Origin of the sequence: Mesorhizobium sp. B3-1-9, from assembly GCF_006439595.1 — a bacterium.
Taxonomy (GTDB): domain Bacteria; phylum Pseudomonadota; class Alphaproteobacteria; order Rhizobiales; family Rhizobiaceae; genus Mesorhizobium.
In genome coordinates, this window is the sequence record NZ_VFTJ01000002.1 from 1 (window position 1) to 13,562 (window position 13,562).

General features: G+C 65.6%; 12 protein-coding genes. 5 read left to right on the forward strand and 7 right to left on the reverse strand.

Annotation, left to right across the window (positions count from 1 at the left end; translation table 11 throughout):
* Positions 1 to 254: 254 nt before the first annotated feature.
* Positions 255 to 1,991 (forward strand): HAMP domain-containing sensor histidine kinase, encoded by a 1,737-nt coding sequence (locus FJW07_RS03315; protein WP_140855133.1) that lies wholly within the window; start codon positions 255 to 257, stop codon positions 1,989 to 1,991.
* Entirely contained in the window at positions 1,966 to 2,757 is a 792-nt protein-coding gene (locus tag FJW07_RS03320; RefSeq protein ID WP_140854446.1) for a peptidoglycan-binding domain-containing protein, read from the forward strand. The genes FJW07_RS03315 and FJW07_RS03320 overlap by 26 nt, the downstream gene beginning before the upstream one ends.
* A 111-nt stretch (positions 2,758 to 2,868) precedes the next feature.
* Here FJW07_RS03320 and FJW07_RS03325 read toward each other — a convergent pair whose 3' ends face one another.
* Positions 2,869 to 3,069, reverse strand: a complete 201-nt coding sequence (locus FJW07_RS03325) for a type II toxin-antitoxin system RelE/ParE family toxin (RefSeq protein WP_246680643.1) — start codon at positions 3,067 to 3,069, stop codon at positions 2,869 to 2,871.
* Positions 3,062 to 3,322 (reverse strand): type II toxin-antitoxin system ParD family antitoxin, encoded by a 261-nt coding sequence (locus tag FJW07_RS03330; protein ID WP_181182558.1) that lies wholly within the window; start codon positions 3,320 to 3,322, stop codon positions 3,062 to 3,064. The genes FJW07_RS03325 and FJW07_RS03330 overlap by 8 nt, the downstream gene beginning before the upstream one ends.
* 89 nt (positions 3,323 to 3,411) lie before the next feature.
* Between FJW07_RS03330 and FJW07_RS03335 the strand changes: the two genes are divergently transcribed.
* The gene (locus tag FJW07_RS03335; protein ID WP_140854450.1) at positions 3,412 to 3,759 is read left to right on the forward strand and encodes a DUF1491 family protein; all 348 of its coding nucleotides are present in this window, start codon (positions 3,412 to 3,414) and stop codon (positions 3,757 to 3,759) included.
* A 5-nt stretch (positions 3,760 to 3,764) separates the two neighbouring features.
* On the opposite strand, the gene FJW07_RS03340 is transcribed toward FJW07_RS03335, so the two are convergent.
* The 5 genes from FJW07_RS03340 to FJW07_RS03365 all read right to left on the reverse strand — a co-directional run bounded on the left by FJW07_RS03340 (position 3,765) and on the right by FJW07_RS03365 (position 9,333).
* A complete protein-coding gene (locus FJW07_RS03340; protein ID WP_140854452.1) occupies positions 3,765 to 4,769 on the reverse strand; it encodes a DUF2336 domain-containing protein in 1,005 nt (334 codons plus the stop codon).
* Positions 4,770 to 5,166: 397 nt separating this feature from the next.
* Entirely contained in the window at positions 5,167 to 5,715 is a 549-nt protein-coding gene (locus FJW07_RS03350) for a DUF1254 domain-containing protein (RefSeq protein ID WP_140854454.1), read from the reverse strand.
* Positions 5,708 to 6,292 (reverse strand): DUF1214 domain-containing protein, encoded by a 585-nt coding sequence (locus FJW07_RS03355; RefSeq protein WP_140643545.1) that lies wholly within the window; start codon positions 6,290 to 6,292, stop codon positions 5,708 to 5,710. Before FJW07_RS03355 ends, FJW07_RS03350 begins: the two co-directional genes overlap by 8 nt.
* Positions 6,293 to 6,372: 80 nt before the next feature.
* Positions 6,373 to 8,529, reverse strand: coding sequence for a penicillin-binding protein 1A (locus FJW07_RS03360; RefSeq protein WP_140854456.1), 2,157 nt, complete (start codon positions 8,527 to 8,529; stop codon positions 6,373 to 6,375).
* Positions 8,530 to 8,694: 165 nt separating this feature from the next.
* On the reverse strand, positions 8,695 to 9,333 hold the full coding sequence (locus FJW07_RS03365; protein ID WP_140702915.1) for a TetR/AcrR family transcriptional regulator: 639 nt from the start codon (positions 9,331 to 9,333) through the stop codon (positions 8,695 to 8,697).
* A gap of 111 nt (positions 9,334 to 9,444) precedes the next feature.
* Here FJW07_RS03365 and FJW07_RS03370 point away from each other — a divergent pair, with 111 nt between their 5' ends.
* Both FJW07_RS03370 and FJW07_RS03375 read left to right on the forward strand, forming a co-directional pair.
* Positions 9,445 to 11,856 carry an FAD-dependent oxidoreductase gene (locus tag FJW07_RS03370; RefSeq protein WP_140854458.1) on the forward strand — a complete coding sequence of 804 codons (2,412 nt, stop codon included), beginning with the start codon at positions 9,445 to 9,447 and terminating at the stop codon, positions 11,854 to 11,856.
* Positions 11,857 to 11,868: 12 nt separating this feature from the next.
* Positions 11,869 to 13,422: a trimethylamine methyltransferase family protein gene (locus FJW07_RS03375; RefSeq protein ID WP_140854460.1), complete on the forward strand. Its 1,554-nt coding sequence runs from the start codon at positions 11,869 to 11,871 to the stop codon at positions 13,420 to 13,422.
* The last annotated feature ends 140 nt before the right edge of the window (positions 13,423 to 13,562 follow it).

Sequence of the window (13,562 nt, forward strand, 5' to 3'; positions counted from 1 at the left end):
CGCCAACTTCATGGGCTTCGTCAAACTCGCCGCTATCGCCATCTGGCTCAAATAGTTAAATCGTCACCACCGCCTAGGGCGGGCGCCGGCTTCGCCAGCCTTATCCATTCCTTAAACGCTGGATGCGAGTTTCAAGCCAATTGACGAGTCACCTGCCAGGCAGGCGTTTTTTACGACCGGGTACGCGTGCGTTGAGTTCGATTTCAGCCAGATACGTTCAATTGCCTGGCGCGGTTGCCGCCGGCTGCGAGCGCATGGTTCACCCGACCGTGACGGGTGAGGCGGAACGCCTGCGCCAGCGTCGCTTCATCGGCGTCATGCTCGCCGCGCCCTTCCTTGCCGCGGGTGCGGCGGTCACGCTCGTCACCGCGAGTCTCGGCGCGGCCGTCACGGTAGCGGCGATCTTTGCCGCTTTTGGCCTGTGCTGGTTCGCAGCGCTTCTGGTGGCCGCCACCGGCCACATGGCGCTTGCCGGCCGCATGGCGGTCGCGCTCGGCGGCCTTGCCCTTGCCGGCGCCGTCGCGGCGGCGGGCGGATTGGCCTCGCCGGCGGCACTCCTTGCCGTCGCATTGCCGGTCGAAACCTGGTGGGTCTCGGGGTCGCGGCGCGCTGCGCTGTGGGGCGCGCTGGCGGCGCTTGCCGCCATCGTGCTGCAGCCCTTTGCCGGGCAGGTCTTGCCGCTCGGCGAAATCGCCACCTGGCATTGGCTGCTGCCGCTCGCCTGGGCGCTGACGCTGGTGCCGCGGGCCGCCGCCATCGCCAACCCGGCCGGCTTGCGGATGGCGGAGGCTGCCGGCGATCGTCTTGAGGACGTCATCGACGCTGTCGTGCTGCGCGCCGGCCGCCAGGGCGACGTGCTTGACGCGTCCGCCCGGGCGCGTTCGACCCTCAAATTGGCGCCGGAGCTCCTGCTCGGCACCGGCCTTTTCGATCGCGTCCATCTTTCCGACCGCGTTGCCTATCTCACCGCTTTGGCCGACATGCGCGAGGGCGCGCCGAAGCGCCGGCTTGATCTGCGCGTCCGCTTGCCGCGCGAGGGTTCCGGCGCGACCGACAATTTCCGCCCGTTCAGCCTCGATCTGCTGCGCGGCGAAGTCGACCGCGACGTCTTCACCTTGGTCCTGCGCGAAAACGACGACGTGGCGGCACTTCGCGACGAGCTTGCGGAAGCCAGGGAGGCCGCTGCGGCCGCCGAAGTGGCCAAGGGCCGCTTCCTGGCGGTGGTCAGCCACGAGCTGCGCACGCCGCTCAACGCCATCATCGGCTTTTCCGACATGCTGCTGCATGAGATGTTCGGCGCCTTCAGGGATCCGCGCCAGAAGGAATATGTCGGCCTGGTCAGGGAATCCGGCCAGCATCTCTTGTCCGTCGTCACCTCGATCCTCGATGTGTCGCGCATCGAGGCGGGCGCCTACGCGACCGAGCTGGAGCCGTTCCGCTTTGTCGAGGCCGTCGACATGTGCCGCTCGATGATGCGGCCGCTGGCCGACGCCAAGAGCATAGTTCTTGCCACGCAGATCGCCCCGGATGCGGGCGAGATCAATGCCGACCGCCGGGCGATCCAGCAGATCCTGATCAATCTCGCTTCGAACGCCGTGAAGTTCACGCCCGATGGCGGCAGCGTGGTGATCGGCGCCAAGCGTGTCGGCTCGCACCTGCATTTCTGGGTGAGCGACACCGGCATCGGCATCGCCGAGGAGGACATGGCCAATCTCGGCAAGCCGTTCATGCAGATCCAGAACGACTACACGCGCCGTTTCGAGGGAACCGGGCTCGGCCTGTCGCTGGTCAAGGGCCTGGTGGCGCTGCACGAGGGCACGATGTCGATCGAGAGCGCGCCGGGTGAGGGCACCACGGTGACGATCGGCCTGCCGGTGAATGGGCCGAAGCGGCGTTCGGGTGCGCCATCCGGCGTGCTGGCCATGCCGGCGGCCAAGCCGAAGGGGGATGCAGATGGGGACAGCAATGGCTCGCTCCGCAAAACGGCCTAAGGTGGTCGAACCAGAGCGCGGCGCCCTTGCCGAGGGCGCGGTTGCCGTCGGTCAGCTGATCGCCAGCAATCCGGTCCTGGTCGGCGGCTCGACCGCTTTCCTGGTGACGCTGTTCTACGTCTCGGCCAACGCGCTCTGGTATCAGCCCTTTCCGCATACCGGCGCCTTCTTCGCCACCCGGACCATCGTGAATTTCCCGCACACCGTCTCCGACGAACCGGAAACCACCATCAACATCGTGCGCCAGGCGCCGGCGCAGCCGGTGGCCAAGCCGGATCCGGTCGTCCAGCAGGTGCAGGGCATTCTGAAGGACCTCAACTTCTACGACGGCACGGTCGATGGTCTCACCGGACCGGCCACGCGCAAGGCCATCCAGGCCTATCAGTTGAAAGTCGGGTTGCCCGGCTCGGGCGAGATCGACACGGCGCTGCTCGACCAGCTTGGCGCTCGCCAGACCACGGCGGCCATCCCGCACCCGGCGCCGCGGCCGGCCGACGCGGCAGCCGCGACGTCGTCGGCCAAGCCATCGGTAATTCCGGTCTCGGCCCCGGCCAGTGACCCTACATTATCTCCTGACGCCCGCATCGTCAGGATCCAGGCCGGCCTGAAGGCTTTCGGCAATAGCGACATGCAGCTCGACGGCAAGGTTGGCGCCCGCACCAAGTCCGCGATCAAGGAATTCCAGGCGCTCTTCGGGCTGCCCGAAACCGGCGAGCCGGACGAGGCGGTCTACGTCAAGATGCGCGAGATCGGCCTGACGAACTGAGCGGCGGCGTCCGAAAGCTGTCTATTCAAGCCAATGGTCGGGGTCTCTCATCCCGTGAACAATGGCCACAGCCAGGATGCCGTAGTCCATTGGCTCGTAGATAACGATATATCAACCCTCCACGAGAATACGTGCCGTGGCGCTCAACTCTGGCCGGGCAACCCCCATATTGGGATGACTGCAGGCGAGCTCCAGTCTGTCGAAAATGCGCTCTACGAGGCCATCCACCGCCCTTTCGCTGTCGGCCGCAATATGGCGCCAAATGTTCTTGAGGTCTTGTTCCGCGCGAGGTGTAAGTCGATAGCTAGCCACGTTCCGTGCGCTCGGCTTTCAGAGCGCGGAGAAAGGCCCGGCGATCGACGTCCTGACCTTCGCCACTCGCCATCCCTTCGTGGTAAGCCTGCTTCAACTGTGCGAGTTCGCGCACGCGAAGCTCCTCGCGGTGCTCCCACAGCCTGAGGGCCTCCCTGACGATTTCGCTGTTCGAGGCATAGTTGCCGCTCTCGACCGCATCCTGCAGACGAGCGGCCTGTTTCGGCGTAAGCGATATGGTGAGGGTGCGCATTGCTTGGCTTTTCATCGCTATTTATATAGCGGTCTTCACAAACTCTAACAAGATTTGTTAGATGCTTGAGTGGCATCCGGAAACCTCTCATGCGCGTGACCGCCGATCTCTGGGTCTCGGCCCTTGTGCGCCGCGTCTTCGGCGCCGGCGGCTTTGCCGCAATCGTCAAGCGCGGCGCGACCGAGGCCGGCGCTGTCTTCGTGCTTTCGCGAGATCGGATGGGAGAGGTGGCCCTTTATGGGCCGGCGCCGCAGACGAGCTACGATTCGGCCAAGCCCGATGAGCGCTTCTTCGCCATGCTCGGTGCGAGCGACGATGGCTCGGCTTTCGATGCGCGGCTGGAGCGGGAGAAGAAATTCGATCCCGACATCTGGGTGGTCGAGATCGAGGGCGGGACCATTCCCGTCGAAGAGCTTCTTTCCGTGAAGGCGGATTAACCGCGTCAGGACGCCTTGAGGCCGGCGCTCGCCTCGTCGCTGTTCGAGGCTTCGCGGCTTTCGGTGTCTACCGCAGCGGCAGCATTGCCGCGGATCGCCCGTGAAAGAGTCTCGGCCTTCCAGGCGCGTACCTTGTCCAGCGCCGCCTCGCGATGCAGCAGCCGGTAGCGGTCGAGGAACAGGCGGATCGCCTGCGGATGCGGGAACTCGCCGGGATAGACCGCGACCGCGATCAGGAATGCCATGTCTTCGCTGAGATCGAGGGCCCGCAGCGCCGCAAGCAGCGCAGCATAGCTCGACTGCCCGGTCACCGAACGGGCCGTCGCGAAGTCGATATCCAGCGCGTCGGCAAGCGCGGTCTGGAAGAAGGCCGCGTTCCCCGTCAGCGCCGTCTCGCGCAGTTTCACATAGGCCGGCTGGCCGAGGAAGGTATTGACGTCGGCAGCGTCACCGGTCGGGCGCATCATCGACCGCAGGCGGCGCCGCGCGTTCTCTGCTGCTTCGCCATGCGCGGGGCGGTCGTCCGCCTTGGTCACGGGCTCCGGCTTCGGCGTGAGCTTCGTGACCGTTTCCGGCGGCCGCGTCTTGACCAGCGCCGGTCTTTCCAGCGCGCGGATCAGGTCGGCGATCGTCGGGTTGAGCTCCTTGCGGCGCGCGATGGCGCGCGCGTGCGGCAGCCCGTGCCGGCCGATCAGCGCGATGAGGTCGATGTCGCTCAGCGCGTTGGAGCGGGTGAGCAGGGAGGCTGCGATCTCGACCGGCTCTTCGGCCAGCCGCCGCACCAGCGCGGCCGGCGCATATTCACATTCGGAAAGAGCCGCGGCGACATAGCGGCGCGACTCGACAGAAACCGCGTCGAACAGCGGCAGCGTCAGGTCTTCGAGCTGGGCGATCTCGCGGCGCGACGGGCGCGTCAGCGAGCAGAACGCCGACACCGCGGCACGGAACAGCCTTTCGGCCTTTCCAGCTTCGGTCCGGATAGCGATTTGCCTGAAATCCGAAGATGACACGGAGGATACGCCCGACGCTCGACACACTCCCGAACCGCACGATCCGGCCGGGCCGGTTTCGCACCTTCAGGAAAACAAACATCAAATTAGCCGCGATCCGTTAGCGCTCCGTTAACCCTCTACGCCCCTTAATCAACTTTGGAGGCGTTGCGTTGTGCTCCGGGGAAACCGAGAGGGAATGCGCGAACCATGGGCATGGTCCTGTCTTTTGTGCCGCGAGCGGCACCTGTAAATCGAGCCAGTCACGACACGACGACGGCGGCGGCGGTCATCATATTCCCCGGCGTCCGTTATGAGTTGCATCCGCAGGTCGGTGAGGCACGGCCCGGCGAGAGCGGCCCCGACAGGCCGCGCTCCCCGCCACCTGCCAAGCCGCATCACTGATCGGGCGCCTTTCTCAGTAATCCTGCAATTCGCAGGCGCTCTGCTCGAGGAAGCGCGACACGATCGGCTTCCAGCTCTCATCCGGCACGAAGGCGCGGACGACGAAGATGCCTTCATCGATCGGCGCCTCGACGAAGATCGCGCCCTGCAGATCCTCCGGAAGGTCGCGCCGCACGTCGATCATCTGCGCCGGCGTCAGCACGATGGCATCGAGTTTTTCGCCATTGGCGTTGTGATCGTTGAAGGAATAGATGTTGTGGCCGCTGCGGTCATAGACCGAGGCCGACCAGAACGGCACGTCGCCGGGCGCCTTGATCCTGACCAGCCCGTCCGTGAGATCGAATCGGCAGGCGGCGGCATAAAACAGCGGATCGACCAATTTCACCACCGGCGCGCCGCCGGCCTCGGCGTCGAGCCGCGTCATCTTGTAGAGGTCCGAAGCCATCGCCAGCCGCGACCAGGCATCGCGTTCGGAAAATTCCGGCACCAGGAACAGCACCACGATGTGCACGATGCCGGCGCCGAGCAGGCCGAGGATGAGGGCGTGCAGCAGGCTACGCATTGCAGCCCGCCTTCAGGATGCGCGGCAGTGTGACGTCCGAGAGGCCGGTGCTCGAGGCGATCGGCGTGTCGTAGAAGGTCAGCACGAAATACATCTTGCCGGAGCCGCCGGTCAGCAGCCAGTTGCCGGGAGCCGGGCGATTGCCGACGGAAATGACGACGGAATTGTCGGGCTGGCGCAGCACTTCGTAGGATTGCAGCGCCGACTGCCTCGGCTTGCCTGTGTCGATCACGCCAAGCGACTGGTCGGCGGCATAGAGCGTCCAGAAGCGGGCAGTGGGATAACCGCCTTCGATCGTGTAGGCGCATTCGCGTTTCAGCGGCTCGCCCGCATCGTCGCGCTCTGCCACGAAGGCAAGCCCCTCGGCCTGGCCGAGCGCCAGCACGCCCTCGCGTGCCACGCGCGCCTTGGAATAGGGGTCGGCCGCCAGCGTCCCGACTTCGGGGAAGGCGGTCCATTGGCCGATGCGGATCGCGCCGACGCCGTCCTGGGCGTTGAGCGCATACCAGACGCTGTAGCCGCCAAGCCCGATGGCCATGGCAAGCGAAAGCAGCGTCAGGATGGCGTTCTTGAGCATGAGAGCCGCAAACAGAGGAGGTTGCCCGGGATATCGCGGCGCGGGGTACCGTGGCAAGCCGGCTTCACGCCAACGCGGTCCTAAAGCGCCGAAAGCGTCTCCGGCAGGGTGGGGGCGCCCAGCACGGGCGCGGCCTGGAACGCCTTGCTCATTTCCCTCAGCGTCTGAGTGGTGCGGCCGGAAAGCACCGGCGGGCGTTCGGCCTCGGCCTGCGCCGCCGCCGCGTCGGCTTCCTTCTTCGCCGCTTCCTCGGCCTTGGCCGCGACCTCCGGGTCGACCCACGGATGATCGATGCCCGGGATCGGCTTCAGGTCGATGTTCTGATGCGCGTAGACCATAAGCCGCTGCCAGACCATCGCCGGCAGCGAACCGCCGGTCATTTTATTGGTCGGCGTGAAGTCGTCATTGCCGAGCCAGACGGCGGCGGTGTAGTTGCCGGTGAAGCCGACGAACCAGGCATCGCGGTAGGATTGTGTCGTCCCGGTCTTGCCGGCAACGACAATGTTCGGAAGCTGGGCGCGTCTCGCGGTGCCTATAACCGGCACCGCCGCCAGCATGGTGTTCATGTTTTTCAGCGCCTTTTCCGACAGCACCCGATGTGGTGGCGGCGCGTCCTTGGCCCAGTCATAGACCACGTCGCCGGTGCGGGTAACGAGCTGGGTGATGCCGTGGCGCGAGCCGACGAAACCGTTCTGGGCAAAGACGCTGTAGCCGGTCGCCTGGTCCATCACCGTCATGCCCGATGTGCCGAGCACCATGGTCTTGTGCGATTCCAGCGGCGATTCGACACCCATCGATTCGGCCATCGCCTTGATCGGACCGATGCCGAGGTAGTCCTTGGCGAGCCGCACCGGCACGGTGTTGATCGACTTGGCGATCGCCGTAAGCAGCGTGACGTTGCCAGCCGAGCCGCCATTGTAATTGTGCGGCGACCAACTGCCCCAGCTGATAGGGCCACCGGAAACCACCGAGTCCGGCGTGAAGCCATGTTCCATGGCGGTGGCATAGACATAGGGCTTGAAGGATGAACCGGTCTGGCGCAGCGCCTTGGTGGCGCGGTTGAACTGGCTGGTGCCATAGTCGCGGCCACCGACGATGGCACGCACCGCGCCGTTGGTCTCGATCACCACCACCGCGCCTTCGGTGACGTTGTATTCCTTGCCGAACTGGCGAAGATGGAACTCGACCGACTCCTCGGCCGCCTTCTGGATGTTGGCGTCGAAAGTGGTGTGGGCGACCAGCGAGTGCTGGCCGGGCTTGGCGATCTTCTTCACCTCGTCGAAGGCCCAGTCGAGGAAATAATCCGGGCTCTTCTGTTCGCCGCGGTCGACGACGTCGGCCGGATGCAGCCGAGCCTGCAGCACTTGGCCTTCAGTCATGAAGCCGGCATCGACAAGGTTGGACAGCACCACATTGGCGCGCGCGCGGGCCGCCGGCAGGTTGATGTGCGGGGCGTATTTGGTCGGGGCCTTGAACAGCCCGGCCAGCATCGCTGCCTCGGCCAGGCTCAGGTCCTTGACGCTCTTGCCGAAATAGAAATCCGCCGCCGCCTCGATGCCGAACGTGCCGCCGCCCATATAGGCGCGGTCGAGATAGAGTTGCAGGATCTCTTTCTTGGAAAGGTTCGCTTCCAGCCATAGCGACAGGAAGGCTTCCTTGATCTTGCGCTCGAGGGTGCGCTCGTTGGACAGGAACAGGTTCTTGGCGAGCTGCTGGGTGATGCTGGAGCCGCCCTGGACCACCGAATTGGCGCGCACATTCTCGAAGACCGCGCGCGACAGGCCCAGCACGTCGATGCCGTAATGGTCGAAGAAACGCCGGTCCTCGGTCGCCAGCACCGCCTTGATGACGATGTCCGGCATCTCGTCGACTGGCACGGAATCGCGCTGGATGATGCCGCGCTGGCCGATCTCGTTGCCGTAGCGGTCGAGGAAGGTGACGGCGAAGTCGCCCTGGTTGCGCCAGTCGCCGGTGGTGATGTCGAAGGCAGGCATGGCAAGCGCGAGCAGCACCACGAAGCCGCCGGCGCCCATGGTGAAACCTTCGCTCAGCACCTCGATGATGGCGCGGCGCCAGCCATGCACCCGGAACCGCCGGGAAAAGATGGTCGCCGCTTCCCAGAATTCGCGGGCCTTGAAACCGATCTCGTAGAGCGAGGAATCGAGCCAGGCGTCCACAGCGAGCAGAGCCGAAGCGATACGACCTCTTCTCTTGCTTGGTTTCGAAGGACTTGCCATTCCAGACTTCCGCCCCAACGCACTTTCGCCCGGAAACTGCATGGCAATTTCGGGCGCCTCCCCCGCAAGACTAATCGACCATTTTAGCATCGCTCACAAGGGCAGCGAAGCAACAGCGCAAGCTTTGTTGATTGGTGGCGCCCTGGCCGTGGACGGCAGACTATATCACCGCGCCGCGATGAAGCGCATGAAATGCGCCACATCCGCCTCGGTCGGCTCCTGGCCGGTGAAGGAACGCAGATAGGCGGCGAGATGGCTGACGCGCGCCTCGACCGGTTCCTTGAGGTCGAGCACATAATAGCCGATCTGCATGTAATAGAGGACGCGGGCGCGGATGAAGGCGTCCTCGCCGTCATAGCCGTGCCGGCGGTACATGTCGCGGATGGCGCTGAGGCGCTCGTCGTCGGCCTGGTCGATCATGCGCCGCACGTCGGCCGCGCGCCTGGCCCATTCGCGAACGGCGAAATCGAGCCTGGGGTCGAACAGGCGCTCGTCGGCCCAGCATTCGAAGACGTTCATCACGCCCATGATGATGGTCTCCGCCGGCCGGCGGGCACGCTCGACGATCGCCGTGGTGTTGGTGTCGTGCCAATGCGCAAGCAACTGGTCGAGCAGGTCCTGCCGGCTGTTGAAATACCAGTAGAAGCTCGAGCGCGACACGCCGAGCTTCTGGCCGAGCGTCAGCACGCGCACGCTCTCGATACCGTCTGAAATCAGCATATCGAGCGCCAGTTTAATCCAGTCGGAGCGCGTCACCTTGACGTTGCCGGGCGGCGGTTCGGCCTGCGGAGCGGTCATGATCATGGCCGCACAATAGGCATGGCGAGAAACGCAACGCAAGCTCTGGACAGAAGTGTCTAGACACATATGTCCAGAAGGTGTATTGGTGGGGCCTCCAACGAGAGGGAGAGGCTCGTGAAATCGCATTACCGGGCAGTGGTCATCGGGGGAGGCGTGGTCGGCGCCTCGGTGCTCTACCATCTCACGCGGTTTGGCTGGAGCGACGTCGCGCTGATCGAGCGCGCCGAGCTGACGGCTGGCTCGACCTGGCATGCGGCCGCCGGCTTTCACGCGCTCAACGCCGATCCCAATGTCGCGGCGCTGCAGGACTACACGATCAAACTCTACCGCGAGATCGAGGCCGAGTCGGGCCAGAATGCCGGCCTGCACATGACCGGCGGCGTCAACATGGCGAGCGACCCGCAGCGCTGGGAATGGCTGAAATCGGCCTGGGCGGTGTTTCAGTCCGTCGGCATCGAGACGGCCCGACTGGTGACGCCCGAGGAGATCAAGGAGATCTGCCCGATCGTCGATGTCAGCGACGTGCTCGGCGGCCTCTATGATTCCAACGAGGGCCATCTCGATCCCTATGGCACCACGCACGCCTATGCCGGCGCCGCCAGAAAGCGCGGCGCCGATGTGATCCTGCGCAACCGCGTCATCGAGCTGGAACCGCGCGCCGATGGCGGCTGGGACGTGGTCACGGAAAAGGGCACGATCGTCACCGAGCATGTCGTCAATGCCGGCGGCCTGTGGGCCAAGCAGATCGGGCTGATGGCTGGCGTCGACCTTCCGGTGACGCCGATGGAACACCATTATTTCGTCACCGAGGACATTCCCGAAGTCGCAGCCCTCGACAAGGAGCTCGGCCTGGCCGTCGATCTCGACGGCTTCTCCTACCTGCGTCAGGAGCGCAAGGGCGTGCTGCTCGGCGTCTACGAGCAGAACCCGAAACACTGGAACATGGACGGCGCGCCCTGGGATTACGGCATCGAGCTGATCCCCGAGGACATCGACCGCATCAGCCCGGAGCTCTCCAAGGCCTATCAACGCTTCCCATGCCTGGCGAAGGCCGGCATCCGCAAATGGGTGAACGGCGCCTTCACCTTCACGCCGGACGGCAATCCGCTGGTCGGCCCGGTCAGGGGGCTGAAGAACTACTGGGTCGCCTGCGGCGTCATGGCTGGCTTCAGCCAGGGCGGCGGCGTCGGCAAGTCGCTGGCCGAGTGGATGATCTGCGGCGAGCCGCAAGCCGACATCTTCGGCATGGACATCGCCCGCTATGGCGCCTTCGCCGCCAACCGCGAGTATCTGCGGCAAACCACGGGCCAGTTCTATGCCCGCCGCTTCGTCATGACCTTCCCCAACGAGCGCCTGCCTGCCGGCCGACCGCTGAAGCGTCCGGGCGCCTATGACGGCATGAGCGCCGCCGGCGCCGAATGGACGGCATCCTGGGGCCTGGAGATCCCGGCCTATTTCGCGCCGATGGGATTCCGCGAGGAGACGACGCTGAAGCGCTCCAACGCTTTCGAGATCGTCGGCGACGAGGTGCTGCAGGTCCGCCGCGCCGCCGGCCTCGTCGATACGACGGCCTTCTCGCGCTATGCCGTGTCAGGCCCCGGCGCCGAGGCCTGGCTGGACCGGCTGCTCGCCTGCCGGCTGCCGAAGCCCGGCCGCGCGAAGCTGGCGCCGATGCTTGGGTCCGACGGCCGGCTGAAGGGGGATCTCACCGTGCTCAACTGGGGCGGCGGCGAATACTGGATCATGGGCTCCTACTATTTGCGCGAATTCCACATGCGCTGGTTCGAGGCGCACATCGCCGAAGGCGTCTCCATCACCGACATCTCGGACGCCATGTCCGGCTTCCTCGTCACCGGTCCGAACGCACGCCGGATTGTCGAACGCATCGCGCATCAGGACGTCTCGGCGGCAGCCTTGCCGTTCATGGCTTGCGGCGTGTTCGACATCGGCACGGCGCGGGCCCGGGTGGCGCGGCTGTCCATTGCCGGCGAGCTCGGCTTCGAGATCAACTGTCCGGCCACTATGCATTCGAGCCTGCGTGAGACACTGCTTGCCGCCGGCGAGGACCTCGGCTTGGCCGAGATCGGCTATTACGCGCTGAATTCGCTCAGGCTGGAAAAGAGTTTCGGCATCTGGTCGCGCGAATTCACCCAAGGCTACACGCCCGGCCAGACCGGGCTCGACCGCTTCATCGCCTTCGACAAGGGCGATTTCATCGGCCGCCAGGCCGCGCTCAAGGAACGCGAGGTGGGCGTCTCGCGACGGATCGTGACGCTTGAGGTCGACGCTGTCGACGCCGATGCCAGCGGCTTCGAGCCGGTCTGGTCCAAGGGCCGGCGCGTCGGCTTCGTCACCTCCGGCGGCTACGGCTACACCGTCGGCAAGAGCGTCGCCCTGGCGTTGCTCGATGACGATTTCGCCGGGGAGGGCACCGAGCTTTCCGTACACATTGTCGGGGTCGAACGGCCGGCGCGCGTCATCGCGGCCTCGCCCTACGACGCTGAAGGCAAGGCGATGCGGCAATGAGGAGGAGCTGCCATGATTGACGAGGCCGCACGTGATCTCAGGCGCGAGCGCCGGCGGGGACGCACCGGCGAGGCGGGCAGCGAATCCAGTCGCCATCCGAATTATCGGTCGCTGAAGAACCCCTTCCTGCCGCAGCCGATCTTTTCCGACGACCAGGTCGCCGCGATCCACGCTACCGCGCTGCGCGTGCTGGAGGAGCTCGGCATCAAGGTGCTGCTGCCCGAGGCCCGCGCCATCTACGCCAGGGCCGGCGCATTGGTCGACGAAGACAGCCAGATGGTCAGGATCGGCCGCGACATGGTCGAGGCAGCACTTGCCGCGGCGCCGCGCGCGATTCCCGCCCTTGGCGGCGACCGCTCGCGGGATCTGATGCTCGAGCTCGGCTCGATGACCTTCCTGGCCGGCTCCGGCGCCCCGAACGTCACCGATCTTGAGCGCGGCCGCCGGCCGGGCACGCTCCAGGCCTTCGAGGAATTCATCAAGTTGATCCAGCATTTCGACGTGCTGCATATGCTCGGCCCCTGCGTCGAGCCGCAGGACGTCGACACGCGCTTTCGCCACTATGCCACCGGCCGGGCGCAACTGACGCTGTCCGACAAGGTGCCCTTCGTCTTTGCCCGCGGCACGCCGCAGGTCGAGGACAGTTTCGCGATGATCCGGCTGGCGCGCGGCCTGTCCGAAGACGAGTTTGCCGGCAGCGCCCATAGCTACACGGTCATCAACACCAACTCGCCGCGACAACTCGACATCCCGATGGCGCAGGGCATCATCGACTTCGCCCGCGCCGGCCAGATATCGATCATCACGCCCTTCTGCCTGGCAGGCGCGATGGCGCCGATCACGGTTGCCGGCGCGCTGGCGCTGCAGCATGCCGAGGCGCTGGCGGGCCTGACGCTCGCCCAGATCGCGCGCCCAGGCACGCCTGTGGTCTATGGTTCCTTCTCCTCCAATGTCGACATGAAGTCAGGCGCGCCGGCCTTCGGCACGCCGGAGCATGTCAAGGCCACGCTCGGCGCGGGCCAGCTTGCGCGTTTCACCGGCCTGCCATGGCGATCCGGCGGCGGCAGCGCCGCCAATATCTCCGACGCGCAGGCAGCGCACGAGACGCAGTTCGCGCTGTGGGGCTCGGTGCTGGCCGGCGCGACCGTCTGCATCCATGCCGCCGGCTGGCTGGAAGGCGGTTTGAGCGTTTCCCTCGAGAAGCTGATCACCGACATCGAAGCCTTGCAGACGGTCGCAGAGCTTTGCGCGAAGACCCCGGGCGACGAGGATGCGATGGGCTTCGAGGCCATCGCCGAAGTGCAGCCCGGCGGCCATTTCTTCTCGGCGGCGCATACCATGACGCGCTACCGCACCGCCTTCTATGAGCCGCTGGTGGCCGACTGGTCGAATTTCGGCAATTGGACGCAAGCCGGCGGCAAGACCGCCACGGAGCGCGCGACCGGCATCTGGAAGCGGATTCTTTCCGATTTCCAGCCGCCGGCCTCCGCTGCCGCCACCGCGGGCGTGCTCGACGAGTTCATTGCCAAGCGCACCGAGGAAGGCGGCGCGGCTCCGGTCTCATGATTTGACGAAAACGTAATAAATTCGAGACCTTCGCCCTTCACGCTATAGTCAAACCGATTCGCGATCTGGCATCGGATCGCGAGCGCGGCTACGTTGCCGGAATTGGCTGCGGCGCGGAGACATGTGTTGGCGATGGACGG

Bases quoted from the DNA above. Each gene is read 5' to 3' on its own strand.
- FJW07_RS03315 (WP_140855133.1), top strand. From the start codon at position 255: ATGGTTCACCCGACCGTGACGGGTGAGGCGGAACGCCTGCGCCAGCGT.
- FJW07_RS03320 (WP_140854446.1), top strand. From the start codon at position 1,966: ATGGCTCGCTCCGCAAAACGGCCTAAGGTGGTCGAACCAGAGCGCGGC.
- FJW07_RS03330 (WP_181182558.1), bottom strand. From the start codon at position 3,322: ATGCGCACCCTCACCATATCGCTTACGCCGAAACAGGCCGCTCGTCTG.
- FJW07_RS03335 (WP_140854450.1), top strand. From the start codon at position 3,412: ATGCGCGTGACCGCCGATCTCTGGGTCTCGGCCCTTGTGCGCCGCGTC.
- FJW07_RS03350 (WP_140854454.1), bottom strand. From the start codon at position 5,715: ATGCGTAGCCTGCTGCACGCCCTCATCCTCGGCCTGCTCGGCGCCGGC.
- FJW07_RS03355 (WP_140643545.1), bottom strand. From the start codon at position 6,292: ATGCTCAAGAACGCCATCCTGACGCTGCTTTCGCTTGCCATGGCCATC.
- FJW07_RS03360 (WP_140854456.1), bottom strand. From the start codon at position 8,529: ATGGCAAGTCCTTCGAAACCAAGCAAGAGAAGAGGTCGTATCGCTTCG.
- FJW07_RS03365 (WP_140702915.1), bottom strand. From the start codon at position 9,333: ATGATCATGACCGCTCCGCAGGCCGAACCGCCGCCCGGCAACGTCAAG.
- FJW07_RS03375 (WP_140854460.1), top strand. From the start codon at position 11,869: ATGATTGACGAGGCCGCACGTGATCTCAGGCGCGAGCGCCGGCGGGGA.